A 25,031-nucleotide genomic window follows, 5' to 3' on the forward strand; every position below is an offset into this window, starting at 1 on the left:
CTCAGGCCGTTGCCAGTTGCACGGGCGCGTCCGTCGCCGCGTCGTTTTCCAGGAAGAACCGGCGCAGCAGGTTGCCCGCCGAAAGGCTGCGGTAATCGGACGAGGCGCGCCAATCGCTCAGCGGCGTGAAATCCTGCGCCAGCGCAGCGGCGGCCTTGGCAAAGACCTCTTCGGACCAAGCCTGTCCCAGCAGCGCGCTTTCGGCATGGGCGGCCCGTTTCGGCGTGGCGGCCATGCCGCCAAAGGCGATCCGGCAATCCGTGATCCGGCCCTCCGTGACCGTCACGCGGATGCCCGCCGCGACCGATGAAATATCCTCGTCCCGACGCTTGGAGATCTTGTAGGCGGCGTGGCGCTCGCCGGGCTGCGGCAGCGGAACGCGGAGAACCTCGACAAATTCGCCCGCCTTCCGGTCCTGCTTGCCGTAGTCGATAAAGAACTCCTGCAGCGGCAGAACACGACGGGCGTCGCCCTTGCGCAGGGTGATCTCTGCCCCCAGCGCGATCAGCACCGGAGGCGTGTCCCCGATGGGCGAGCCATTGGCGATATTGCCGCCCACGGTCCCCATGTTGCGCACCTGCCAGCCAGCGATCCGGTCCCAGTAGCCGGCCAGGTGCGGAAAGGCCCCTGTCAGCATCTCCTGGCACTCGGAATAGCTGGCCCCGGCCCCGATCCAGAGCGCGCCGTCGCGGGTCTCGACCGTCTTCAGACCCTCGAGGTGGCCGGTAAAGATCGCTGGGCCGATGGGCCGCAGGAATTTCGTCACCCACAGACCGACGTCCGTGGCCCCGGCGACGATGGTCGCGCCGGGATATTCCAGCAGGCAGGCGGCCAGATCGTCTACGTCGGAAGGCAGGATCGCACGATTGCCCTCGGGGCCGGTCTCGACCCTTTGGCCATCGCGCAGGGCGGTCAGCCGCGCGGTGATCTCTTCACGTTCGCGGGCGATCGGGTCGGCAGCCGGGGAGCCGTAACGGCTGATCGCGACGGCGGCGCGGATGATCGGTGCGTAGCCCGTGCAGCGGCAGAGATTACCCTGCAACGCGGTTTCCACCTGGGCCTCCGTCGGCTCGGGCACTTCCATCCAGAGCGCATAGAGCGACATGACAAAGCCCGGCGTGCAAAACCCGCACTGGCTGCCGTGATGGTCGACCATCGCCTGTTGCACAGGGTGCAATCCGTCGTCCGCGCCGCGAAGGTGTTCGACGGTCACGACGTGGCACCCATCCAGCGAGGCCAGGAAGCGAATGCAGGCATTGACCGGGTCATAGCGCAACCCGTCCGCGGTCAGACGCCCCACCAGCACCGTGCAGGCGCCGCAATCGCCTTCGGCGCAGCCTTCCTTGGTGCCGGTCAGACGGCGATCCAGCCGCAGGTAATCCAGCAGCGTGCGGTCGGCGCCCACGTCGCTGACAGAGACATCGCGGCCGTTCAGAATGAAACGGATCTCGGATCGGTGCGGCATGACTTCCTCCCTGAAGACTCGCTGGATTGCGGGGTTGTCCGGAAGGTTACAGGCGGGATTAGCGTCAAAAAACACCTGTAAGCGGCAAATACTTTCAACACGGCGTTGATAATCAGTGGCAAGCCTGCAAGGCTGTCACGGGTCTTACCCGGGGGTAACACCATGTCCTATATCGAAAGCCTACAGGTGTTTGTCCGCGTCACGGAACTGGGCAGCATCACCTCTGGCGGGCGTGACCTGCGCCTGACGCCGGCTGTGGCCAGCAAGCGGATCAAGGAGTTGGAGCGCCGGCTGGGCGTGCGGCTGTTCAACCGCACGACCCGTTCGATCACGCCGACAGAGGTGGGCCGCGTCTTTTACGAGGAGGCGCGCAGGGTGTTGCAGGCGCTGGAAAGCGCCGAGGCGCGGGTGGCCAGTTTCTCGGACACCCCGCGCGGTGCGCTGCGGGTAACGGCCCCCCTGGGCGTCGGCCGGCGGATCGTGGCGCCGCTGGTGCCCGAGTTCACCGACACCTACCCGGAGACAGAGGTGCGAATGCGCCTCTCGGACCGGCGGGTCGACATCCTGGCGGACGGGCAGGACGTGGCATTCTTTATCGGCGCGCCGCAGGACAGCAACATGAAGCTGCGCAAGATCGCCGATTGCGCCCGGGTCCTCTGTGCCTCGCCGGACTACCTGCGCGCGGCGGGCACGCCCGTGCAGCCCGAAGACCTGTTGAACCAGAACCACAACTGCCTGTTGCTGCGCTATCCGCGTTCGCCCGAGTATTTCTGGACCCTGAACACCGCCGGCGGCCCCCTGAAACTGGAGGTGCGCGGCCAGTTCGATGCCGACGATGGCGATGTTCTGACTGACTGGGCACTGGCCGGACGCGGGATCGTCAACAAGCCCCGTTTTGACGTCGCCCATCACCTGGCAGAGGGGCGGCTGATCGAGATCCTACCCGACACGCCGCCCCTGCCGATGATCTTTGGTTGTCTCTACCCGCACAAGAAACTGCAGGACCCGAAGGTCCGGCTGTTCGTCGAACATGTCGTCACCCGCAGCAAGGCCTTGCTGTCGGGGGCAGAGACGGTGCCGGCCTAGGCCTTCGCCGCGATGACGATAAATTCGACCTTGTAGTCCGGCGTCGCCAGCTTGGCCTCGCCGCAGGCGCGGGCGGGGGCGTGGCCCTCGGGCACCCATGCGTCCCAGACGGCGTTCATCTCGGCGAAATCGCCCATGTCCGCCAGCCAGATCACGCATTGCAGGATGCGGGTCTTGTCCGACCCTGCCTCCGCCAGAAGCGCGTCGATCTTTTCCAGGCAGTCCAGGGTCTGCTGCGTGACGCTGGCGCCCGCGGTGCCGACCTGGCCCGCCAGGTAGATCGTTTCGCCATGCGTCACGATCTGGCTCATGCGCTGGCCGGTATGGCTTCGGGTGATCTCTGTCATGTCTTGCCTCTTGGGTCAGGATTGGAACCGCGCCGGGGACAACGCCCCGATCACGGTTTCGGAAACGGGTGGGGCCATGTCGGTCACAAGCCGGGCGGTGACGCGGGCCAACACGGGCGCCGTCTGTACTCCATAGCCCCCCTGCCCCGCCAGCCAGAAGAACCCCGGTTGATCGGGATCGTGGCCGACAACCGGCGTCCGGTCAGGTGTAAAGCTGCGCAGACCTGCCCAGGTATGTTCGACGCGGGTGACGGGCATCGTGACCGCCTGTTCGAACCGGTGCAGCCCCTCTGCCAGCACCATGTCGTCGGCCCAGGCGTCATGCGGTTCCACCGGATCCTCGTCGGCGGGGCTGACCATCAGCTTGCCCGCCTCGGGCTTGGCGTACCACTGCTCCGAGGCCGATACGAACAGCGGCCAGCGGCTGACGTCGTGATCCTCCGGCGCGGGCAGGATCGCCGCCGAGCGCCGCAAGGGATGCATCGGGATGGGCCGGACGCCAGCAAGCGTCGCCACCTGCGCCGCCCAGGCCCCGGCGGCATTGACGATCAGCGGCGCGCGGTATTCCTGCGTGCCGGCGGTGACGACCCATTGGCCACCGTCGCGCCGGATCTCCGTCACCTGCGCGCCTGTCTCGATCCGGCCACCGCGACGGCGCAAGAGCCGCGCGTAGCCGTTCAACATCCGGTCGACGTCGATGTCCTGTGCGTCCCATTCGATCACCGCCGCGGCGATCAGTTCGGGCCGCAGGATCGGCACCAGTTCCGCGGCCTGCGCGGCACTCAGCCGTTCCAGCCCCTGCGCCTCGGCGCAATAGTCCTCCAGCGTGGCCAGTTCTTCCTCGGTGGCCAGCATCATCTCGCCGCGTGGCGACAGCAGGCTGTTGTCCGAGACGCCCTCGGGCCGTTCCATCAACCCGGCGGACACCGCGTTCAGCGCGCGCAGGGTCGCGTTGCCGTAGTTTCGGATGAAGATCGCGGCGGACCGGCCCGTGGAGTGATAGCCGATCTGGCGCTCCCCTTCGAGCACGGTCACCGACATCTCGGCGGCCAGTTCCGCGCCCGCGCTGACCCCCGCGATGCCCCCGCCGATCACGATGACTTCCGAGGGTGTCACACGCCCTCCTGAAACCCGGTCAGGGTTTTGGTCAGGTTCGCGCCCAGCGTGTCCGAGAGGTATCCGCCCTCCTGCACGAAAAGAACCGGCAGGCCGGTGGCGGCAATGGCCGCACCAACCCGGGCAAAGCCATCCTGCGTGACGGCCAGCCCCTGAAAGGGATCGTCGATCGAGGCATCGAGACCCAGTGCAATCACCAGCGCATCGGTGCCAAAGCTGCGCACCCGCCCCAGCGCCGTGTCCAGCGTCTTGAGGAAATCCGCATCCCCCGTGCCCCGCGCAAGCGGCAGGTTCAGGTTGCAGCCCATCCCGCGGCCCGCACCGCGTTCCTGCGCATGACCCCAGAAGAACGGGTAGAACCGCGTCGGGTCAGCGTGGATCGAGACGGTCAATACGTCGTCACGGTCATAGAACATACCCTGCGTGCCGTTGCCGTGGTGCACGTCCACGTCGAGGATCGCGGGGCGGAACCCCTTGGCCCGCAGGCGTTCGGCGGCAATGCCAGAGTTGTTGAGGAAACAGAATCCCCCGGCCAGATCGGCAAAGGCATGGTGCCCCGGCGGACGCGACAAGGCATAGACGGCGCGTTCGTCACCGGCGATCAGGTCGGCCCCGGTGATGGCGCTTTGCGCGGACCAATAGGCCGCCTCCCAGGTGCCTTCGGCGATGGGACAGGCAGTGTCGGCCTGGTGATAGCCGGCCTGCCCCACGGCGGATTTCGGATAACCGTCGCTGCGGCTGGCGGGGTGGATGTTGGGAATCACCTCTTCGCCCGCCCCCTCGATCCGGCGCCAGCGGGTATAGATGTTTTCCAGGAAAGTCAGGTATTCGGGCGTATGCACCGCCGCGATGGGGCCAAGGCCCGCGTCCTGCGGCGGTTGAAACGCACAGCCGGCCTCTTCGGCGGCGGCCTTCAGCACCTCGATCCGGCGCGGTTGCTCGGGGTTGGGCATGATCGCCCCGTTGGCCATGAAATGCTTGGGATCATGGCGCCATTGGCGGTCGTCAAAGACGGCTTTCATCGCTCTCCTTCCAGGGCCGCGCATCCGGCCTCATCCAAGAACAGATCGGTGTGACCCTTGGCGGGGACAAAACCCAGCCGGTCATAGAAACGGCGTGCCGCAGGCGTCCGGTCATAGACCTGCAGGCGCAGGAAGCAAGCCCCCCAAGCCCGCGCCGCATCGGCAAAGGCGGCCCCCAGCAGGCGCCGCCCCAGCCCGCCGGAACGCTGCGTGGGCGACACCCAGAGGTCCGAGACATAAAGCCCCGCACCGCCCCGCACCGTCGACAGCCCCGGCGAATACAGCGCCAGCCCGGCCAACGCCCCGCCCTCCTCGGCCATCTGGGCGCGAAAGGCGGGAATGTCTCCCCAACCCGCGCGCTCCAGCGCCTCGGGAGAGGCGTTGTAGGTATCGCCCAGGTCCCGCGCCAAGGCGGCAAGTGCGCTGTCGAGCCGCCCCACGTCGGAGCGCCCCGCCGTCCTGATCGTCACCGCCATCAGATCGCCGTCCTGTCCGCGCCCTTCAGGCCCAGCATCCGGCGGGCATCCTCTGGCGAGGCGACCTCGCGGCCCATGTCCTCGACGATGCGCCGGATCTTGGCCACCTGTTCGGCATTGGTCCGCGCCAGCTGCCCGCGCGCGATCATCAGGCTGTCTTCCAGCCCGACGCGCACATGCCCGCCCATCGCGGCGGCCATGCTGGTCAGCGGGATCTGGTGCCGTCCAGCGGCCAGGACCGAGAACATGTAGTCCTTGCCGAACAGCTTGTCGGCGATGGTCTTCATGTGGGTCAGGTTCTCCGGGTCCGGCCCCATGCCCCCCAGCACGCCAAAGACGAACTGGATGAAGAACGGCGGTTCGACCATGCCGCGATCCACGAAATGACGCAGCATGTAGAGGTGGCCCAGGTCGTAGCACTCGAACTCGAACCGCGCGCCGCGCTCCGCGCCCATCGTCTGAAGGATGCCGGCGATGTCGCGCGGCGTGTTCTTGAACACCAGGTCATCGGAGTTTTCCAGGAACGGCTGTTCCCAGTCGTGTTTCCAGTCGTCGATGCGCGCCGCAGCAGGATAAAGCGCAAAGTTCATCGACCCCATGTTGAGGCTGCACATCTCCGGTTCGGCCAGCTTGGGCGCGGCCAGCCGCTGGTCCAGCGTCATCACCGCACTGCCGCCGGTGGAAATGTTCAGGACAGCGCCCGTCGCCTGCTTGATCCGCGGCAGGAACCCCATGAAATGCGCCGGGTCGGCAGAGGGCTGCCCGGTCTTGGGGTCGCGGGCGTGCAGGTGCAGGATCGAGGCCCCGGCCTCTGCCGCGCCAACCGCGTGTTCCGTGATCTGATCCGCCGTCACCGGCAGGTACGGCGACATCGACGGCGTGTGGATCGAACCTGTCACGGCGCAGGTGATGAGGATCTTGCTCATGTCATCCGGCCTGCATCACGGGCGCGATTTCCTGCGCGAACTGGACAAGGGACTCGTCCAGCCCCTCGATGATCTCGTCGATATGCCCCTCGTTCAGGATCAATGGCGGGCAGACAAGGATATGGTCCCCCTCCACCCCGTCACGGGTGCGGCGCGAATAGACGATCAGCCCACGCTCATAGGCGATGTCCACGAACCGCTGATGCGCGTTTAGCTGTTTCGGCAGGGGCGCCTTGGTGCTCCGGTCCGACATGAACTCGAAGGCGGTCAACAGGCCCTTGCCGCGCACGTCCCCGATGATCTCGTGCCGCTGCATCAGGCCGTTCAGCCGCGCCAGCAGCTTTTCCCCCATCGCGGCGGCATTGGTGCAGAGGTCTTGCCGGTCGATCTCTTCCAGCACGGCAAGGCCCGCCGCGCAGGCCAGCGGGTTGCCCGCGTAGGTGAACCCATGCGCAAAGCCGCCCGCGTCCAGCACGGGCTCCACCAGCCGCCTGTCGGCCACCATCGCACCCAGCGGCGCATAGCCGGAGCCGATGCCCTTGGACATGACCACGATGTCGGGCCGCACGCCCCAATGGTCGACGCCCAGGAAAGCGCCGGTGCGCCCCGCCCCGGTCATGACCTCGTCGAGGATCAGCAGGATTCCGTACTGGTCGCAGATCTCGCGCACCCTTTCGAGATAGCCGGCGGGAGAGACCAGCGCCCCGGTCGAGGCGCCGCCGATCGGCTCGACGATAAAGGCAAGCACGTTCTCCGGGCCTTCCTCCTCGATCCGCCGGGCCAACATGTCGGCATAGTGCCGCCCTGTCACCGCATCGTCAGGGTCCAGCCCGTCGAGATAGGCGCGCGGCGCGGGCACCTTGGGCATGACCCGCATCATGGGTTCAAACGGCGCGGTCAGCGTCGTGTAGCCGGTGGTCGCCAGCGCCCCCAAAGTGCAACCGTGATAAGAGGGCGTGCGTGAAATGATCTTCCATCGCTCCCCCTGCCCCACGGCCAGCGCGTATTGCCGCGCCAGTTTCATGGCGCTTTCCACAGCCTCGGACCCGCCGGAAACAAAGAACACGCGGTCCAGCCCCTCGGGCATCTTCTCGGCCAGTTTCTCGGCCATGTTCTCCGAGGCCTCGGTTTCGAAATGCAGACGATAGCCGAAGGTCGATTTCTCCATCTGGCGCTGCATCGCGGCCAAGACATGCTCGTTGGAATGGCCGATGTTGCAAACCATCGCGCCGGACGATCCATCAAGATAGCGGCGCCCGTTCTTGTCCCACATGTAGACGCCGCGCGCCTGGTCCAGCACCGGCTTGCGTCCGCGGCCCTGGTAGAAAAGCTTGCTCATCCCGTCACCCCGGCAATGCGGCGCAATCCACGGGACGGAACCCCGCCGTCACCGTGGTGCCCTCGGCAAAGGGGTGGCCGTCGATCATGTTGATCGCCTGGAACTGGCGGTCACCGGCGCGGATGAAATAGCGCACGGTCTGGCCCTGGTAGTCGACGGTTTCCACAACCGCCTCGGAGGTGACCATGCCGGTCGTGTCGGCGCCCTGCGGCATCAATTGCAGTTTCTCGGCCCGCAGCACCAGCTTGGCGGCACCTTCGCTGACCTTCGGTGCTTTGTCGGCGGGTACAGGCACCTTGCCAAAGACGGGCACGTCCAGCGCCACCGTCTCGGCATCCTTGCCGCTGCACGTTCCCTCGATGATGTTGGAGGCGCCCAGGAAATTGGCGACGAACTCGCTGGCCGGGCGGTTGTAGACCTCTTCCGGGGTGCCGACCTGTTCGACGCGGCCCGCGCTCATGACGACGATCTGGTCGGACATGGCCAGCGCCTCGGACTGGTCATGCGTGACAAAGACGGTGGTGACGCCGATCTGGTCCTGGATGCGCTTTAATTCGACCCGCATGTCCTCGCGCAGGTTGGCATCCAGCGCCGAGAGCGGTTCGTCCAGCAACAGCACGTCCGGTTCGATCACGATGGCGCGGGCCAGCGCGATGCGCTGTTGCTGCCCGCCGGACAGGGCCTTGGGATAGCGGTCGCCCACGTCGGGCAATTGCACCAGGTCCAGCGCCTTTTGCACGCGGCCCGGAATCTCGGAACTGGGTACGTTGCGGTACTTCAGGCCAAAGGCCACGTTGTCGGCCACGCTCTTGTGCGGAAACAGCGCGTAGTTCTGGAACACGATGCCCAAGTTGCGCTTGTGGATCGGCACGTTGTTCACGCTCTTGCCGCCGATGCGGATCTCGCCCTCGGTCGGGTCCAGCAGCCCGGCGATCATCCGCAGGTTGGTCGTCTTGCCACAACCGGACGGGCCGAGCAGCGTCAGGAAGGTGCCCTCGGGGATTTCCAGGTTGGTCGGATGCACGGCGGTGAACGTGCCGAACCGCTTGACGATATTGTCCAGGGTGACGGTACTCATGGGCAAGGTCCTGCGAGAGAGGGGCGCCCGCCCCGGCACGACGACCGGGACAGGCAGGTTGGATTGGGGTCAGTAGCCCTTCTGGACGCGACCGAAGGTTTTCGACCAGGCGGCCTCGTGACCGTTCCAGTAATCCGGATCGGCAAAGGTCAGGCCCGACAGCGTGCCCGTGGGATCGAAGGCCGGCAAAGTCGGGATCTTCTCGCCCAGGTCGACCTTCTGCGGGTCCAGCGCGGGCGGATAGCTCTGCCCCTCGGCCACGGCGATCGAGGTCGCCGGGTCCAGCATGAAGTTCAGCAGCTCCTCGCAGGCCTCCAGCGGCGACCCCTTGATGACGAACATGCATTCCTGCCAGCCAAAGCCGTTGGGCGGGTCCATGTAGCCGATGTCGTGGCCCTGTTCCTGCAGCGCGTAGATGCGGCCGGACCAGCCCTCGGTGACATGGATTTCCTCCTCGGCCAGAAGGCTCATCAGCTCGGCGCCCGAGCCCCAGTATTTCAGCGCCAGGTCGCGATGGGCACGCACGGCATCCCAGCAAGCCTCTTCGTCGGTGACACCGTTCGGATCCTGCCCGGTCTGCAGCGAGGCATACCACATCCGCGTGCGCCAGTCGGACCAGCCGCCGATCTTGCCCTTGTGGGCCTCGTCGATCAGGATCTTGGCGCCCTTTTCCTGCATCTCTTCGTCCGAGATGTACTTGCGGTTATAGGCCAGCCCGGTGGTGCCATAGTCGTAGGGCACGCAGCTGAGCGAGCCATCGGTGATGTCGCGGAATACGTCCACCAGCTTGGGGATGACGTATTGCAGGTTGGGGATGCGCTCTTCGTTCAGCTTGGTGGTCAGGCCCAGCCCGTGATAGCGCGCGTAGTCGAAAACACCGGACAGGTGGGCGATGTTGTATTCGCCCGGCTGGCTCGCCTTCACCCGGCTGATGTATTCGTCGCCGCCTCCGAAGGTACCATCGACAACTTCGATGCCGGTCTTGGCGGTGAAGGGATCAAAGGCGTTGGCGCGCAGCGCCTCTGACACCACGCCACCCCAGCCATCGAACCGGACCTGACTGACGCTTTGCGCAAATGCGCGATAGGGGGTCACCAGGCCATAGGCCGCGCCCGCCGCGCCGAACAGGCCCAGAAAGCTGCGGCGATCCAGGTCGCCGTTCATGTAACGCTCGCGCAGGCGCTCATAGCGTGTGGTGTCGTCGATCTTGCGTGTCATCTTCATCTCCTTGTCGGGTATGGGACTATGCAGGCGGTTCTAGGTGCCGCTCTTGCGGGCGAGTTGCCGTGCGATCGCCGCCCCGATCAGGGGCAGGCCGACCGTCATGACAATCATGACTGTGCCAAGGGCATTGATTTCCGGGCTGATGGAATTGCGCAGCATGGCAAAGATCTGGGTCGGCACGGTTTCCACCCCGCCGGGTTTCCAGAACAGCGTGCCGGTGATGTCGTCAAAGCTGATCGTGAAGGCAAAGAGCGCCCCGGCAAGCACCGCCGGCAGCATCAGCGGCAGGGTGACCTGGAAAAAGGTCTGGACCGGGCTGGCCCCAAGGCTCATCGCCGCCTCTTCGACGTCGCGCCGGATCGAGACCAGCCGGGCCTGCACCACAAGAATCACGAAGGGCAGCGTAAAGATCACATGGCCGAAGAGCAGCAGCGTGAAACTCTTGTGCAAACCGAGGAAGTTGAGGAACAGCAGCAACGCCACCGCCAGCACCACCTCGGGCACGAGGATCGGCGCGATCAGCAGGGTCGAGATCGCGTTGGCGCCCGGCACCTTGTAGCGCACCAGCGCGAGACTGGCCAGGACGCCCAGCGTCGTCGAGATCACCGCCGTCAGCAGGCCCAGCACGATCGAGGTGCGAAAGGCGCGCATGATGGCGTCGTTGTTCCACAGTTCCACGAACCAGCGGAAGGAAAAGCCGGTCATCGGGAAGCTGCCGAACTGGCTGGCGTTGAAGCTCAGCAGCACGACCACGGCCACCGGCAGGAACATGAAGCCGTAGACAAGCAGGCTCCACAGGCGGATCAATTGCCATCCCCAGCGCATCAGCCCAGCCCCTTCATCAGTTGTGCCATGCCCAGATAGCGGTTGTAGATCATGACCAGCGCGCCCAGCACGACCAGCAGCATCAGGCTGAGCGCCGAGCCCAGCGGCCAGTTGAGTTGCGTGATGATCGCCTCAAAGACGAGGTTGGCGAACATGGCGTCACGCGGCCCGCCCAGCACCAGCGGCGTGATGTAGGTGCCCGCCCCCAGCACGAAGCACAGCAACCCGCCCGCCGCGAGACCGGGCAGCGACAGCGGCAGCGTGACCTGGATGAAGGACTGCCACTTGGTCGCGCCAAGCGAATTGGCGGCATCCTCGAGGTTGGTGTCGATGCCGTCGAGGCTGACAAAGACGTTCAGCACCATGAAGGGCAGCAGGAAGTGCACGAGGCCGAGGATCACGGTTGTCTCGTTGTAGAGCATGTTCAACGGCTCGCCGATGATGCCGACGCTCATCAGCAGGGTGTTCAGCGCGCCCGAGACGCCCAGGATATTGATCCAGCTCATCGTGCGGATGATGTAGCTGATCCAGAAGGGCAGCATCAGCAGCAGCAACAGGATGACCTTGTTGCCGCGCGACCGGGCGATGAAATAGGCCGCCGGATAGCCCATCAGCGCACAGACGATGGTGGTGATGGCGGCGATGCGCAGGGTACTGAACAGGATGTCGCGGTAGAACCTGTCGGTCAGCGCCTCCTGCCAGTTGTCGAGGTAGAAGCCGACCTGGTCGGCGCCGGTGGCTGTGCGCAGCCAGAAGCTGTAGACCACGATGAAGATCAGCGGCACCAGCAGCAGCAGCGTGACCGCGCTGATGGCCGGGGCCAGCAGGATCCAGGGTTGGCGCGCCTCACGGGCTTCGACGGACATGCGTTTCCTCGTGTCTGGAGACTTGCGGAAACCATGCGAAGCGGACAATCATAGATCAAATAGATATGCAGAATGATGACTATAGGTGGCGCCTATGACCCCTGCCGATCCCGCAAGCGATCCGCGCTATGAACCTGACCGCATTGCACGCGAGCTGGACTGGAACCTCTTGCGCACTTTCGTGGTGCTGGCGGACAGCCATTCGATCACCGAGGCAGCGCAGCGGCTGAGGCTCAAGCAACCTTCAGTTTCCGCGGCACTTCAAAGGCTTGAGGACCGGATCGGGCGCAAGCTGGTGAACCGGTCCCCGGGGCATTTCCAGCTGACCGATGCGGGCCGCCTGCTGTATCGCGAGGCGGTGGAAATCAACGGCTCTGTCCTGCGCCTGTCGACACTGGTGCGCGAGCTGACCGACGAGGTGCAGGGGCATGTCAAGATCGAGGTGGCCAGCCATGTCGTCTGCCCGGTTTTTGATCAGACGCTGGCCGCGTTCCACCGGTCCCACCCCCGCGCCAGCCTGTCGATCGAGGTCCGGTCCAGCGCCGAGGCCATCGCCGAGGTGCTGGCCAAGCGCGCGTCCTTCGCCATCTGCCTGGTGCGGGATCACAGCCCCAAGCTGGAATACCGGCGCCTCTACCGCGAGTATTTCGGCCTGTTCTGCGGGCCGGAACATGCGCTTTTCGGGCGTGACGACCTGTCCATCGGCGATCTTGCCGGGCTTGGGTCGGTCAGTTTCGAAACCGACCGGCTGCAGGACGTGCTGCGGCCCGTCACGCTGATGCGGGCCCAGGCCGACCTGGGCCAGCGGATCACCGGCGTCTCGACCAACCTCGAAGAGGTCCGGCGCATGATCATCGCCGGGCTGGGCATCGGCCCCCTGCCCGTCCACGTCGCGGCGCGGGACGTGCGGGACGGATTGCTATGGCAATTGCCCCCCTATACCGACCTGCCCGCCATCGACGTTCATGTCGTCTGGAACCCGAAGGCGGTCAAGAACCGGGCCGAGGACCTGCTGCTGGCCGCCCTGCTGGAGGCGATCGAGGCCACCCCGATGGAGGAACGCACCTATCGCTGACCGTCAGAAGGTCATCGGCGCAAATTCCTCGTTGTCCGCGGCGACGGCCGCGCGCAATTCGCCCACGATCCCCGGGTCGGCGGCGTTCACGCGGCTCCAGTTCGGGACAAAGGGTGTTTCGTTCGGTTTTTCAAGGAACACCTTGCCTGCCTCCACGATGTTGTTGGCAAACAGCTCGACCGTCAGTTCCTCGCGGTGGCGGTCGATGGTCAGCCCGTTCATCTTGGCATCGTTGTCGTAGAACTCGATCAGGTCCAGCGCCACGCGGTAATAGGTGGCCTTGAGCGCGCGGAAGACATTGGGCGTAAAGACGGTGCCATCCGCCGCCAGCTTGCGGAAGATCGCCTTGCAGATGTCCATGGACATGCGGTTGAGGCCCGTGGCGGCGTCCTCTTCGCTGACCTGCTGGTGCTTGTGGTCATAGGCATCCGCGATTTCCACCTGGCAGACGGAATGCCGGCCCAGGTTGCGCCAGACCTCTGACAACACGCCGATTTCCAGCCCCCAGTCCGAGGGAATGCGCAGGTCGGGCAAGAGCGAGGTGCGCAGGGCAAATTCGCCCGACAGCGGATAGCGGAAGGCGCGCAAGTAGTCGATGTAATCGCGGTCGCCGATCGTGCGTTTCAGGGCGATCAACAGCGGCGAGACCAGCAGGCGCGTGACCCGCCCGTTCAGCTTGCCGTCGCCGATGCGCGGGTAATAGCCCTTGGACAGCTGGTAGCGGAAATTCGGGTTTACGACAGGATAGACCAGCCGGTCCAGCAGGTCGCGCTTGTAGGTGACGATATCGCAGTCGTGCAGTGCCATGACAGAGGTATCGGCGCAGGAGATCAGGTAGCCCATGCAGGTCCACATGTTCTTGCCCTTGCCCTGTTCCTGCGGCGCCAGCCCCATCTCGGCCAGCTTGGCGTCCAGCTCTGACATGCGGGGACTGTCGTTCCACAGGACAACATGATCCTGCGGTAGTCTTGAAAAGAAATCGCGGGCGCGACGGAATTGTTGTTCGGTGGCGCGGTCCAGCCCGATGATGATCCGGTGCAGGTAGGTGACCTTGCTCAACTCATCGAGGATATTGCCCATCGCGGGCCCTTCGAGCTCGGAGTAGAGGCACGGCAGGACAAGCGTGATCTTGCGGGTCTGGGCGTAGGTCTCGATCTCGTAGATCAGCTCTTCCAGGGGGCGGCTGCGCAGGTTGTGAAACTGCGCGATATTGCCGTTCTGATGGAAATCAGACATGAGATCAGTCCTTTATGTCGTTCAGTATGGCCAGAACCGCCGTGTTCCAGCCTATGGGGCCGGGATCTGCGGTACGCCGGATGGTGCCTTGGCCCTCGCCCGGAAGGCGCGGGATGCCGGGGCCGTGGTCGTTGCGCACGATGACGCCAAGATCAGCCGCCTGCAGCATGTCGGTGTCATTGGGCGCGTCCCCCAGCGCCAGCGTCCGTTCGGCCCCAAGCTCGGCGGCGATTTCGCGCAGCCCGTCAGCCTTGGTGCGCCCATGCGACAGCGTCAGAAATCGCCCACCGGACCGGCACGCGATGCCCCTGTCCGCGAGGGCCGCGAGAAAACGGGCTTGCGTGGCGTCGCTCCCCCGCCATAGCCCGGGTTCCGAGTGTTGCCGTTGGCGCGCCAGCGCAGCGGCCTCAGGGGCAAGGCCAGTGATTTCTGCCACTTCGGCGTCGCTCATGTCGCCAAAACCCCTGAACGGTGCACGTAGATCCGGCGGCAAGCTGTCCAGAGCGGCCCGCAGGGCGGCATAGGGCGCGGCATCCCCCGCCGTGCTGCCGGGTCGATAGATCCCGGCCCCGTTCTCGACGATGGCGGGCCAGTCGCCCAGCGACAGGGCCTCGTGCAACACGGCGACCTCGGCGGCCGTCTTGGAGGTGGCAAGGATCAGCGGAATGCCCCGCGCGGCCAGTGCGTCCAACGCGGGCTGCGCCGGGGCGAAAGAGTAATTCGCATGATCCAGAAGCGTTCCGTCCAGATCGCTGAAGACAACGAGTTTGCTCACACGGTCAACCGTTCATCCCACCCATGTCCAGACTATGGCCGTGCCGGAGGTCGCTGACCACAGTCGGCCTGCGTTGCTCACGCAGCGCGCCCAATATATGAGCAAGTGACCGAAAAATGATCGCAACGTCCAAACTTCAGGCAGAGTCCGTCTGGCGCAATACAATGTCCACGGTCTCGCGTTCAGCCATGACACGGCGGGCATTGGGGATGTCATTGGCAAGCGCCTTGCGCTGCGCGGTTTCCTCATCGAACCCGAAGCCCAGCCATCGCGCCACAAGGCGACGCTCCAGCTCTGCCTCGGGCACCTCCAGGAACACCGACAGGTCCCAGAGTGGCATCAGGTCGGACCAGGGCGGCTCTGCGAAACAGAGATAGTTACCCTCGGCCACCACGATGCGCGTCTCCGGCCCGATTTCCTGCGCCCCGGCAATGGCGATCTCTCGCGCGCGGTCGAAGACGGGCAGGATGACCGAAGGGTCGGACGCGGCACGTGCCAGCGCGGCCTTCAACCCGTGGAAATCAAAGGTCTCGGGCGCACCCTTGCGCGGCAACAGCCCGCGTGGCTCCAGCAGGCGGTCATCAAGGTGAAACCCGTCCATCGGCATCAGCGCCGCCTCGGGGCCGATCCGATCGACCAGCGCTTCGGCCAGGGTGGACTTGCCCGACCCCGGCGGACCGGCCACGGCAATCATCAGGCGGCGCCCCTTTGGCGTGATCCCCGACAGGCGGTCGGTCACGTCGCGAAGATGCGTTTCCGGGATCATGGGTCAGACCTCCTGCGCCGGGGCGGCGACTTGCAGATCGCAATCGAACGGGATCGCGCGGCCGGACAATGTGCCCTGGTAGATCGCAAGTACATGTCCCAATCTCTGCTCCTCCAACGGTTGCGGCCCGGCTTGTCCGGTTGTCCCATCCCCAGCTTGGCGCAGCAGCCGGGGCCGGGGCAAGGCCCTTGCCCGGCAAGAAAAGATGTACCCTTCGGGAACCATTTGCCGCGCCGTGCATTTCCCTTGTGACAGGCACGTCATCTGCGGGCGCAGATCCCTCATCCCCCAACGCCCGCAATCATCGCCCCCGCCCGATTTCGGCGGGGGCGTTTTTTTTACGTCATCGCGTGACACCGAAAAGCCGCGCGCCCGGGTGGGTGCGCGGCTTTTTCGGTTCTTTTCAGTGGTGCGTCGGTCCGCGTCAGTCGCGCAGGGACGAATGCAGCGTCGGCGCGTCGCCATGCATGTCGACGTGACGCAAGGCGCCGTTGTCCTGAAGGATCTCGTGGATGGCCATGACCTTGGCCACATGCGAGGCCTCGGGATGGTCGACGATCACCTGCAGCCGGGCCTGCTCGGTTGCGGGCACCTGTGACAGCTCGAACGCCTCGACGAAATTCCGCAGATCGGAGGCGAGCGCATCGCGGACCTGCGCCTCGGCGGTGCCGGCCATCAACGTGGCGGCGAGGGAAAAGGCAAGAATACGGAGCATTTGGCAGCCTCCTTTTCTTTGGTTCGTCGGGGTCCGGGCAAGACATGCCCTGCCGGCCAGGCCACCTCGGCCTGGTCGGTGGTCGAAATCTGCGGATCGGGGTGGTGTTCGCTTTAGCGCCGCATCTGCATGGACATGGGAAGACGCCGCCGCCCAAAAAAGGGGGAAGAACCACGCGACAGGCCCCTTTGGGGTGCTGATGCCGTGATCGTGTTCATCGCGTTCCATCCTCCATTCGGCGGTTTGTCCGCCTCAACGGCGCCACTGATTGCGACACCCCGGCGGAGGGTTCTTGTCGCTGCAGGCTTGTTCGCCCCAGGACGTGGACCTCCTTCCGCCGTCTTCGCAAACTCAACGCATTCACTGCGCCGGAAGTTCCGTGAGGCCCGTATATTTGCCCGGGACGCCCGCCCCGGGAACCGCGCAAGGGCGTGCAGCGTTGTCACAAAGCCGGAGGCATGTCTCCGACAGATGACCGAAGGTTCCCGATGAACGCGATTTCCCTGCCCGATTGTCAGCCTCCGTCCCGCAACGCGCCCATGCGCGGCGGCGCCCCTCTGGTCTTTCTTCCCGGTCTCTTCATGACATGCGAGGCTTGGTTGCCGCTATGCCGCGACATGGGGTTGGGCAACCGGTTGTTCCTGGATCTGCCGGGCCATGGGCCGCAGGAGGATGCAGAATCGGTGACGCGGGACCTGGCCTCAGGCAAGTGGTTGGACCCCATGCTGGAGAGGATCGCGGCGTTTTCCGGCGGGCGGGCCGTGCATCTTGTCGGCCATTCCAGCGGCGGGCTGGTCAGCCTGCTGCTGGCACGCCGGGCGCCGGACCTTGTCCGCTCGCTCGTGCTGGTGGGGGCGCCTGTCACGGGACACCGCGACCTGCCGCGCGACATCGGCGCGGCGATCCTGTCGCATGACCTGGCCGGACGCTGGTCGCTACCGATGATGTGGCGCCTGGGCCTTGCCACGCGCGGCAGTTTCGAGCGTGCGCTGACCACGGTCCTGCCGCGCGAGGCGGCCGCGAGGGTACCGGACGACATGCGCCTGGCCCTGCAGCACCGCAACCCCGAAGCGATCCGCCAATGCGGCAAATGGGTGCTGGAGCAGGATGCCACCGCGAACATGGCCGAGATCGCACAGCCCTGCCTTGCCGTCATCGGACGTCAGGACACGGTCGTCCCGCCGCTTCACCAGCTGAAGCTGTTGCGCCACCTGCCACAGGCCCAGGCACAGCTTGTCCCCGGCGGACATCTGCCCTTAATCGAGCATCCCTGCACCTTTTCCCGTGCGCTGCGCGGCTGGCTGGCGCTTGACCATGCCCCCCGAATGGTGGCCTGCTGACCCGCATGGCAGGCAAACACACAATGAAACTGGTCCAGACGATGCTGACCCTGCGTCGGATCAGCCGCATTCTCTGGATTCGGGTCGCGCTACTGTCCGCGCTGTCGGTCCTGGCCGCGCTGTCCGCAGAGCTGCTGGGACCGTTGATCCCGGACGGCCCGCGCGACCGCTTTTCCGAAGACGCGACCATGCCCATCCTGACAATCCTGGCCAACGGGATGCTGGCGGTCGCAACCTTTTCGCTGGGGGTCATGGTCTCGACCCACCGCACGCTGGCTCAGCAGACCACGCCGCGCATTCACCGCCTGTTGATGGAAGACACCTCGACTCAGACGATGCTGGCGACCTTCATCGGCGCCTTCGTCTTTGCGCTGTCCTCGATCATCCTTTACCGGGCAGGTTACTATTCCGACAGCGCCTCGGTGATCGTCTTTGCCGTCACGGTTTTCGTGGTGGCAGCGATCGTGGTATCGCTGGTGCGCTGGATCGGGCAACTGTCGCGGATCGGCAGCCTGGAATACGCCTTGCTGCGCGCCGAACAGACCGCCCGCGAGATCCTCTACCAGCAACGGCGCCTGCCCCGCCTGGGGGGCTGCAAGCTGGAGGAGAGGCCCACGGACGGTGTGGACATCGAGGCGCCGCGCTCTGGCTTTCTGCGGCGCATCGACATGGACGAGTTGCAGAAGCTGGCGGAAACCCACGAGGCGGAGGTCTACCTGGATCACCTGCCCGGCGACATCGTGCTGCGCAGCCAGCGGCTGGGCCTGTTGCGCGGCTGTGACGAGACCGAGGAATTTGCCGCCTGTTTCCTGCTGGCCACCGACCGGACCTATGAACAGGACCCGGCCTATGCGCTGCAGGCACTGAGGGAATCCGCCTCCAAGGCGCTGTCCCCCGGGATCAACGACCCCAAGACCGCCATCGACGTGATCGCGCGACTGGAACGGTTGTTGTGGGACTGGGCCTTGAACACCTCCGACACCGGGGGCCCCCTATACGACCGGGTATTCCTGAGGGAACTGGGCGCCGGAGACCTGGTCGAGGCCGGCTTTCGCGACATCACGCGGGACGCGGCAGGCTTTGGCGACGTGCTGACCGCCGTGGCCGAGGCACTGGTGCGGTTGCGCGGGGCGATGCCGGAGGCCGGGCGCGAGGCCATCGCGGATCTGCTCGAGGACCTGCGCGCGCATGGCGAGGCGGGGCTGATGACCGCGCGGGAACGCCAGCGACTGACCGACAGGCTGGCCGCGCTGGACGCCTGACCCCTATTCGGCCGGTTGCAGCTGATCGGCTCCCAGGGTCCTGTTGAGCATCTCCGGGCTCATCAACACGCCGAACCACAGCATCACGGGCAGCGCCACGATGGCCCCGACCGGCCCCCAGAGCCAGAGGCCAAAGACAATGGCCACGAAGACACCCAGCGGGTTCATCGCCAGCCGTTGACCGACCACCCAGGGGGTGACGAAATTCGCCTCGGTGAAGTTGGCCAGCATGAACAGGGCGGGCGGCAGCAGGGACATGGCGCCGGTGAATTGCAGCAACCCGGCGATGGCCAGCCCGAAGATGATCAGCAGCGGCCCCAGGTACAGCATGTAGTTCAGGATCGCGGCCGCCAGGCCCCAGAGCATGGGATAATCCACCCCGATGGCCAGCATGATCAGCGCGGTCACGGTGCCCAGCCCGGCGTTGACCAGCGTCACGGCAGCGAAATAGCGGGCCACGGCGCGATCGGCCTTGCGCAGCTTCGGTTCCAGCGTGCCGACAGCGGAATAGAGTTCGTTGCGGGTCAGCACGAAAAAGAACAGCGTACCGACAAAGACGAAGAACTGCGCGCCAAAGTTGGGCGCCATCCACAAAGCGTCGCGCACGGTTGGCAAGGCGCTTTCGCTTGCCTCGGCGGCCGGCTTGGCGCCTTCGATCTCTTCGCTGATGGTCTCGATCCCGCGCAGCACGTCAGAAACCGAGGCGATCCAACGTGTCGCCGCCGCCTTGAGACGGGGCAATTGTTCGATGAACATGTTGAGCAGCGGCTCGATCATCAGGATCAGAAGCGCGATCAGGCTGGTCGTGACCAGAAGCAACAGGATCGCAACCGCGACCCGCGGGATGCCCACGTCGGTCAGGCGTTCCGCGAGGGGCGAGACGACGATGCCCAGCACCACCGCAAAGACGATGGGCGCCAGCAGTTGCTGACCCAGTTGCAGGGCGCCGGTCAGCGCGATCACGGTAAGGATCAGCAACATCACGCGTTGCGCGCGCTCGCTGAGAACGGTGGTGAGCATGGTTCAGGTCTCGCTGGTCAGTCGTCGCCGTGACTGTCACGGCCCAGGTTGGGCAGCAGCGCGCCGGCCAGGGCGCCCGCACCAAGGATCAGCGCCCCGGCCGTCAACATCGGTGCGCGGCTCTTGGGGGCATCGTCCTTGACCGCGCCCGAGGTCCGCGCCCCCGTGCCCGTCGCGAACAAACCCATGCCAAGCCCGATCAGCGCCGCCGCTGTCGGGTTGCGGCCTGCCGCGCCGACGGCGCCGCGGCCCAACCGTCCGGCCTGTCCCATCGCGGCCCCGGTCAGGGGCGTGGCAATGGCGCTTTTGCTGGTGCTGCCGCCCAGCGCCTCAAGCGCGATTTTCAACCGGGCACGGTCTTCCGCCGCCCGCATTTCGAGTTTCTCGATCTCAGCCACGGCGGACCTCCTGCAAGGTTTCCAGATCGCGTTTGACGTTGTTGAGACTGCGCCGGGGCGTCAGAACGCGGGCATTGATGCGTTTGCGGGCGATCAGCACGCAGATCAGCGCAAGCACCAGCAGTCCGCCCCCCATCCCGCCTGCCGCCTCGACCAAGGTCAGGCCATGCGTTTCCAGCCAGGCGATGCCAGCCGTGGCGAGCGCGTTCAGCCCCGCGATGGTCAGCACCAACGCGAGGGCGTAAAACACCAGCCCCGACCCGGCCCGCGACAGGTTTTCACCGATCTCGGCCCGTGCAAGGCGCATCTCGCTTTGCAGCAAGGAGATCGCCTGGCGCAGCACTTCGGTCAGGATGCGCGGCGCATCGCGCAGGTCAGGACCACTCATTGCGGTCCTCCAGCTGCATCCGCGTCAGCAGGTTGCGGTGATCCTGGGCAGGCGGATGAGGCCCCCGCGCGCCGCTGTTTTGCGGCGCCCAGGCGTCTCGCACCTTGGTGTCGCGGGGCGGCACCAGTGTTCCACGCCGCTGCGCCCGGCGCCCTGCCGCGTAGCCCGCCAGCGCGGTGGCCGCCAGGGCCAGCACCGGGTGCCGGCGCGCCACCCCCAACGCCTGCGAGATCAGGCCCGCAGGGCCGCCCGCTCCGGCGCGCAACGCCAAGGCGCCTGCGTCGCGCACAGCTTCCTTTTTTCCGGTGGAACGAGAAGGTTTGCGGTCTTGCGTCTTGCGGGTCATCGGAAGGTGCCCCCCTGGTTTACGTCCGTTGCAAGAAGAACGGACGGGGACGCGAAAGGTTCCGCATTTCGGTCGTCCGACTCCCCGCCGACAAGAAAAGGGCGCCGTATTTGCGACGCCCTTTTCAACGGCCAAGTTACTGGCAAGTCAGCCCTTCTTGCGCATGGCCAAACCCAGCAGGAGCCCGACGCCGACAGCACCGGCGACAGCAAGGACTGGGTTGTCCCGCACCATCTGGGTGGACTGGCGGGCGGCACGCTCGATCTCGTCCCGGCCCTCTTCGATGGCCCGGTCGATCGATGCCTGTGCCTCGTCCAGCCGTTCACCTGCGGCGCGGGCATAGGCGGCTCCGGCTTCTGCAGCTTCGGCGGCGCCGTTCCGATGGTGATCTTGTGTGTTCTTGCTCATGTCGTCCGTCCTCTGTCAGTGAGGTTGCAATGTGCGCGGCCCGGAAACCTCCGGGCCGAGGCCCGGATCATCCTCGGACCACGCGCGCCACCAGCGACACGACAAAGAGAATGAGGAAGACGAAGAAGAGGATCTGCGCGATCCCGGCGGATGCGCCGGCGATGCCGCCAAAGCCGAGTGCGGCCGCGATAAGTGCGATGATGAGGAACGTCAGGGCCCAGCCAAGCATGGTAAGTCTCCTTGTGTTTTTCCCTATGCGCCGTCCGTGGCGCTCTGGCAAAGGAACGTGCCTTGCCGCGCAAAGGTTCCCGCCCCCGGGCCGAAGACGTGCCAACCGCCCGGGCCAAAGGGCAAAAAACCGCCTGAAAGGGGCTTTCCTTTGCCTTTGCAGGACTACTTACCCCAAGTGATGCATTGCTGATTGGACCTGTCCGATGAAAGATACCCCCGAGTTCAGGACAGAGGTTCAGGAAGTGACCCACCAAGACCGGCTTCGGGATCCGGAGCGCCTGCAGGCGCTGGAACGGACAGGGCTGATGGACAGCCCCGCCCCCGGAGCACACCAGAGAGCCGCGCGCATCGCCGCACGCCTGATGGATGTTCCCGTCAGCCTTGTGTCTTTCGTGGACGACGAGCGGCAGTTCTTTTCCGCCCAGACCGGGATCACCGGAGAGGCCGCAGAACAGCGCGGCACGCCGCTCAGCCATTCATTTTGCCAGTATGTCGTGTCGTCCGAAGAGCCGCTGGTCGTGCCGGACGCCGAAGCCGACAGCCTGGTCTGCGACAACAGCGCCGTTCAGGACCTGAACGTCCGGGCCTACCTGGGCGTGCCGATCCGATCGCCGGACGGGCATGTGCTGGGCTCTTTCTGCGTCATCGACGACAAGCCCCGCGACTGGACGTCCGATGACATCGCCAAGATGCGGGACATCGCGGACATGATCGAATCCGACCTGCGCCTGCGCGAGACGCTCGAGGAACGCGATATTGTCATGCAGGAGATGACGCACCGGGTGAAGAACCTCTTTACCGTCATCAACAGCATTCTGCGCATGGAGCGCAACGCGCATGAGACCGCCGACGAACTGGCCGAAAGCGTGGGTGCCCGGCTCAAGGCGCTGAGCGATGCGCATGAGATGATCGTGCCCGTCGTCAATGTCCGCCGAAGCGAAGGCGCGACCACGACGCTGGACGCGCTGACGCACAAGCTGCTGGCGCCGCATGGCTCGGAACATGAGACGCGGATCACGATCCAAGGCGAACACGTTCCTGTCGGCCCCAAGGCCGCCGTCTATCTGACGCTGGCGCTGCACGAGCTGGCGACCAATGCCGCCAAGTACGGCGGGCTGTCCACCGATGGCGGACAGCTGGCGGTGAAATGGAACCGCACCGACAGCGATGACGTTGCCATCAGCTGGGAAGAAACCGGCCTTTCCTGGGACACAGAGGCCCGACCACGCTCGGGCTTCGGCTCGCGACTCCTGTCGATCGCCGTCGAGGGGCAACTGGCTGGCGAAATGGCCACCCAGATCGAGGCCGGCATGTTCCGCCGCCGGCTGCAGATCCCCCTGACCAGCCTGCAGTCCTGACCCACCCGAAAATCTTGGGAACCAATTCGGGACATGCGGCATTTGTCCGGAGGGGACTGTGATTTCAGATGGGGTGACTGCATGAGCAGGCAGCGGCGATATCCGCATGAGCGGCGCGTGGGAACAGGGGCATACTGCCCCGGTCAAGGGAGACTTGTGCCCCCGGTCACGCACCGTGCCGCCCGGAAGCGTCCCGTTCATTCCCTAGCCTCGAAGTTCTGCCCTCCATGCCCACGCGTCTGAAAAGCCTCTATCGACTGTCCCGCAGTCTGCCGGCGCGTATCGCCTGCCTGATGACCATTGCCATGTTGCCCGTAGGCCTGATCGCGGTCTATCAGACCCAGGCCGTGATCGAGAGCGCGCGGCAACAGAACCGCACCGCGCTGATGGCACAGCTGCGCGCCGAAGCTTCGCCCCAGGCGGAGACCCTCGAAAGCGCGCTGGCCGCGGCACAGGGGCTGGCCGTGCTGATCACCAAGCTGGGCGAGGAAGATTGCAGCGACATCCTGAAAGGCTTTGTCGAAAGCAATGACACCTATGTCTTTGCCGGGTTCATCGAGGCCTCGGGCTGGCTGACCTGCAGTTCGACCGCCGACCGGATGGACCTGTCCGAACGCCAACCCTTCAAGACCGCGATGGCGCGCGGCGGCGCAAGCGTGCAAGTCAATCTCGAGGGCGCCGTGACCGGGCGCAACATCGTGATGGTGACGCATCCGGTACGCGAAGGCGGCGAGATGGTCGGCTATGTCTCGCTGTCGATCCCCCATGCGATCCTGAATGGTGCGCTTGAGGATCCCGACCACGACGGCGCTTTGCGTCTGGCGGCCCTGGACGCCGAGGGGGACATCCTGGCCGCCTCGCTGGGACGGGCCACAGCCCCCGAATACCTGCCCCGCGACATGCCCCTGTCCGAGATCGTCAAGGAACCGGGCCGAACCTTTCGTGCGGTCAGCGGCTCGGGTGAGACGCGTTTTTTCGCCGTCACGCAGATGGTGCCCGGCAAGGTCATGTTGCTGGGCAGCTGGCCTCTCTCTGCCGTGCCCGATGCGGACAGCCGCCTGCAAAGCGTGATCGCAAGTTCGCTGCCGGTGCTGATGTGGCTGGCCGGGGTCGGAGTCGCCCTGTTCGGCATCCAGCGGCTGGTGATCCGCCATGTCGCGCAGTTGCGCAACGCGATGCGCCGTTTTGCCCTGGGCGAGCGCGAGGAAACCACGCTGGACCTGCGCGATCCGCCGGCGGAACTGGAGGAGGCCCAGCGCGCCTTCAACCGCATGGCCTTGTTGATCGCGGAGGGCGAACAGCGCCGCGAACAGGATCTCAAGGACAAAGAAGTGCTGCTGCGAGAGGTGCATCACCGGGTCAAGAACAACCTGCAGCTGATCGCCTCGATCATGAACATGCAGTCGCGTGACCTGGAAACCGACGAGGCCAAGCACGTCGTGTCCGAGCTTCAGCGCCGGGTGCGCGGCATGGCGGTGTTGCACCGTGCGCTCTACAATACGCCGACCAGCACCACGGTGGACGCCGCCGATCTGGTGCAGGCGGTGGTGCGCGACACGCAGGATCTGGTCGGCGCGCGCGGCAAGATCGAAATCGACACGGCCCTGGAGCATGTGGCCCTTTATCCCGACCAGGCCATCCCCCTGTCGCTGTTCGTGGCCGAGACACTGAACACCGCGATCCGACAGACCTGCAACGCGGACCCGCGCGACCGGATCGGTGTCCAACTTACTTCGGGCGGTAGTGACGAGGTCCGGCTGTGCATCGACAGTTCCCCCGCCGAACCGCTGCCCCCCGGGACAGATGCGCCGCGCCCCGACGGCATGGCGCAAAAGATGATTGCCGCCTTTCTGCGGCAATTGGGCGGAAAGATGGAAACCACTTCGGATGACGGACGTTATCGCGTGACAGTGATGTTTCCGCGCGCCGCCTACGGCGCCTGA

General features: G+C 65.5%; 27 protein-coding genes. 6 read left to right on the forward strand and 21 right to left on the reverse strand.

Annotation, left to right across the window (positions count from 1 at the left end):
• Position 1: 1 nt before the first annotated feature.
• Positions 2-1,465: a xanthine dehydrogenase small subunit gene (gene xdhA, locus BLQ71_RS21280; protein ID WP_074623159.1), complete on the reverse strand. Its 1,464-nt coding sequence runs from the start codon at positions 1,463-1,465 to the stop codon at positions 2-4.
• A 162-nt stretch (positions 1,466-1,627) separates the two neighbouring features.
• On the opposite strand from xdhA, the gene BLQ71_RS21285 reads away from it, so the two are divergent.
• Positions 1,628-2,551 (forward strand): LysR family transcriptional regulator, encoded by a 924-nt coding sequence (locus BLQ71_RS21285; RefSeq protein WP_069208107.1) that lies wholly within the window; start codon positions 1,628-1,630, stop codon positions 2,549-2,551.
• Here the strand turns inward: BLQ71_RS21285 and BLQ71_RS21290 are convergent.
• From BLQ71_RS21290 to BLQ71_RS21335, 10 genes are all read right to left on the reverse strand, one after another.
• Positions 2,548-2,898, reverse strand: a complete 351-nt coding sequence (locus BLQ71_RS21290; RefSeq protein WP_043144631.1) for a RidA family protein — start codon at positions 2,896-2,898, stop codon at positions 2,548-2,550. The genes BLQ71_RS21285 and BLQ71_RS21290 overlap by 4 nt on opposite strands.
• 15 nt (positions 2,899-2,913) lie before the next feature.
• Entirely contained in the window at positions 2,914-4,014 is a 1,101-nt protein-coding gene (locus tag BLQ71_RS21295; RefSeq protein ID WP_074623160.1) for an NAD(P)/FAD-dependent oxidoreductase, read from the reverse strand.
• Entirely contained in the window at positions 4,011-5,036 is a 1,026-nt protein-coding gene (locus tag BLQ71_RS21300) for a histone deacetylase family protein (RefSeq protein WP_074623161.1), read from the reverse strand. The genes BLQ71_RS21295 and BLQ71_RS21300 overlap by 4 nt, the downstream gene beginning before the upstream one ends.
• The gene (locus BLQ71_RS21305) at positions 5,033-5,512 is read right to left on the reverse strand and encodes a GNAT family N-acetyltransferase (protein ID WP_074623162.1); all 480 of its coding nucleotides are present in this window, start codon (positions 5,510-5,512) and stop codon (positions 5,033-5,035) included. The genes BLQ71_RS21300 and BLQ71_RS21305 overlap by 4 nt, the downstream gene beginning before the upstream one ends.
• Positions 5,512-6,438 carry a 3,5-dioxohexanoate:acetyl-CoA acetone transferase gene (gene kce, locus BLQ71_RS21310; protein ID WP_074623163.1) on the reverse strand — a complete coding sequence of 309 codons (927 nt, stop codon included), beginning with the start codon at positions 6,436-6,438 and terminating at the stop codon, positions 5,512-5,514. Before kce ends, BLQ71_RS21305 begins: the two co-directional genes overlap by 1 nt.
• 1 nt (position 6,439) lies before the next feature.
• Entirely contained in the window at positions 6,440-7,777 is a 1,338-nt protein-coding gene (locus BLQ71_RS21315; RefSeq protein WP_074623164.1) for an aminotransferase family protein, read from the reverse strand.
• A 4-nt stretch (positions 7,778-7,781) separates the two neighbouring features.
• Positions 7,782-8,855 carry an ABC transporter ATP-binding protein gene (locus tag BLQ71_RS21320; protein WP_074623165.1) on the reverse strand — a complete coding sequence of 358 codons (1,074 nt, stop codon included), beginning with the start codon at positions 8,853-8,855 and terminating at the stop codon, positions 7,782-7,784.
• A 69-nt stretch (positions 8,856-8,924) separates the two neighbouring features.
• Positions 8,925-10,073, reverse strand: a complete 1,149-nt coding sequence (locus BLQ71_RS21325; RefSeq protein WP_198548586.1) for an ABC transporter substrate-binding protein — start codon at positions 10,071-10,073, stop codon at positions 8,925-8,927.
• A 39-nt stretch (positions 10,074-10,112) separates the two neighbouring features.
• Complete coding sequence (locus tag BLQ71_RS21330; protein WP_074623166.1) at positions 10,113-10,904, reverse strand: ABC transporter permease; 792 nt, start codon at positions 10,902-10,904, stop codon at positions 10,113-10,115.
• Positions 10,904-11,770, reverse strand: coding sequence for an ABC transporter permease (locus BLQ71_RS21335; protein ID WP_043144641.1), 867 nt, complete (start codon positions 11,768-11,770; stop codon positions 10,904-10,906). The genes BLQ71_RS21330 and BLQ71_RS21335 overlap by 1 nt, the downstream gene beginning before the upstream one ends.
• A gap of 94 nt (positions 11,771-11,864) precedes the next feature.
• On the opposite strand from BLQ71_RS21335, the gene BLQ71_RS21340 reads away from it, so the two are divergent.
• Positions 11,865-12,845 carry a LysR family transcriptional regulator gene (locus BLQ71_RS21340; RefSeq protein ID WP_043144642.1) on the forward strand — a complete coding sequence of 327 codons (981 nt, stop codon included), beginning with the start codon at positions 11,865-11,867 and terminating at the stop codon, positions 12,843-12,845.
• A 3-nt stretch (positions 12,846-12,848) separates the two neighbouring features.
• Here BLQ71_RS21340 and BLQ71_RS21345 read toward each other — a convergent pair whose 3' ends face one another.
• The 4 genes from BLQ71_RS21345 to BLQ71_RS21365 form a co-directional block, all read right to left on the reverse strand.
• The gene (locus BLQ71_RS21345; RefSeq protein WP_074623167.1) at positions 12,849-14,081 is read right to left on the reverse strand and encodes a glycosyltransferase family protein; all 1,233 of its coding nucleotides are present in this window, start codon (positions 14,079-14,081) and stop codon (positions 12,849-12,851) included.
• 4 nt (positions 14,082-14,085) lie between these two features.
• Entirely contained in the window at positions 14,086-14,856 is a 771-nt protein-coding gene (locus tag BLQ71_RS21350; RefSeq protein ID WP_069208099.1) for an HAD-IIB family hydrolase, read from the reverse strand.
• Between the two features lie 136 nt (positions 14,857-14,992).
• The gene (locus BLQ71_RS21355) at positions 14,993-15,622 is read right to left on the reverse strand and encodes a nucleoside/nucleotide kinase family protein (protein ID WP_083342328.1); all 630 of its coding nucleotides are present in this window, start codon (positions 15,620-15,622) and stop codon (positions 14,993-14,995) included.
• A 424-nt stretch (positions 15,623-16,046) separates the two neighbouring features.
• On the reverse strand, positions 16,047-16,337 hold the full coding sequence (locus BLQ71_RS21365) for a hypothetical protein (protein ID WP_043144646.1): 291 nt from the start codon (positions 16,335-16,337) through the stop codon (positions 16,047-16,049).
• Between the two features lie 488 nt (positions 16,338-16,825).
• Here BLQ71_RS21365 and BLQ71_RS21370 point away from each other — a divergent pair, with 488 nt between their 5' ends.
• Positions 16,826-17,677, forward strand: coding sequence for an alpha/beta fold hydrolase (locus BLQ71_RS21370; RefSeq protein ID WP_074623169.1), 852 nt, complete (start codon positions 16,826-16,828; stop codon positions 17,675-17,677).
• A 23-nt stretch (positions 17,678-17,700) separates the two neighbouring features.
• On the forward strand, positions 17,701-18,939 hold the full coding sequence (locus BLQ71_RS21375; RefSeq protein ID WP_157923338.1) for a DUF2254 domain-containing protein: 1,239 nt from the start codon (positions 17,701-17,703) through the stop codon (positions 18,937-18,939).
• Between the two features lie 3 nt (positions 18,940-18,942).
• Here the strand turns inward: BLQ71_RS21375 and BLQ71_RS21380 are convergent, their stop codons facing one another.
• The 6 genes from BLQ71_RS21380 to BLQ71_RS21405 all read right to left on the reverse strand — a co-directional run bounded on the left by BLQ71_RS21380 (position 18,943) and on the right by BLQ71_RS21405 (position 21,728).
• Entirely contained in the window at positions 18,943-19,959 is a 1,017-nt protein-coding gene (locus BLQ71_RS21380; protein WP_074623171.1) for an AI-2E family transporter, read from the reverse strand.
• A gap of 17 nt (positions 19,960-19,976) precedes the next feature.
• Complete coding sequence (locus BLQ71_RS21385) at positions 19,977-20,357, reverse strand: hypothetical protein (RefSeq protein ID WP_074623172.1); 381 nt, start codon at positions 20,355-20,357, stop codon at positions 19,977-19,979.
• Entirely contained in the window at positions 20,350-20,745 is a 396-nt protein-coding gene (locus BLQ71_RS21390) for a phage holin family protein (protein ID WP_074623173.1), read from the reverse strand. The genes BLQ71_RS21385 and BLQ71_RS21390 overlap by 8 nt, the downstream gene beginning before the upstream one ends.
• On the reverse strand, positions 20,732-21,034 hold the full coding sequence (locus BLQ71_RS21395; RefSeq protein ID WP_139168482.1) for a hypothetical protein: 303 nt from the start codon (positions 21,032-21,034) through the stop codon (positions 20,732-20,734). Before BLQ71_RS21395 ends, BLQ71_RS21390 begins: the two co-directional genes overlap by 14 nt.
• A 204-nt stretch (positions 21,035-21,238) precedes the next feature.
• A complete protein-coding gene (locus BLQ71_RS21400; RefSeq protein WP_043144654.1) occupies positions 21,239-21,499 on the reverse strand; it encodes a DUF883 family protein in 261 nt (86 codons plus the stop codon).
• Between the two features lie 67 nt (positions 21,500-21,566).
• Positions 21,567-21,728, reverse strand: coding sequence for a DUF1328 domain-containing protein (locus BLQ71_RS21405; protein WP_043144655.1), 162 nt, complete (start codon positions 21,726-21,728; stop codon positions 21,567-21,569).
• A 205-nt stretch (positions 21,729-21,933) separates the two neighbouring features.
• Between BLQ71_RS21405 and BLQ71_RS21410 the strand changes: the two genes are divergently transcribed.
• The gene (locus tag BLQ71_RS21410; protein ID WP_074623175.1) at positions 21,934-23,088 is read left to right on the forward strand and encodes a sensor histidine kinase; all 1,155 of its coding nucleotides are present in this window, start codon (positions 21,934-21,936) and stop codon (positions 23,086-23,088) included.
• A 227-nt stretch (positions 23,089-23,315) separates the two neighbouring features.
• On the forward strand, positions 23,316-25,031 hold the full coding sequence (locus tag BLQ71_RS21415; RefSeq protein ID WP_074623176.1) for a sensor histidine kinase: 1,716 nt from the start codon (positions 23,316-23,318) through the stop codon (positions 25,029-25,031).

Origin of the sequence: Antarctobacter albus, from assembly GCF_900101505.1 — a bacterium.
Lineage (GTDB): Bacteria > Pseudomonadota > Alphaproteobacteria > Rhodobacterales > Rhodobacteraceae > Antarctobacter > Antarctobacter albus.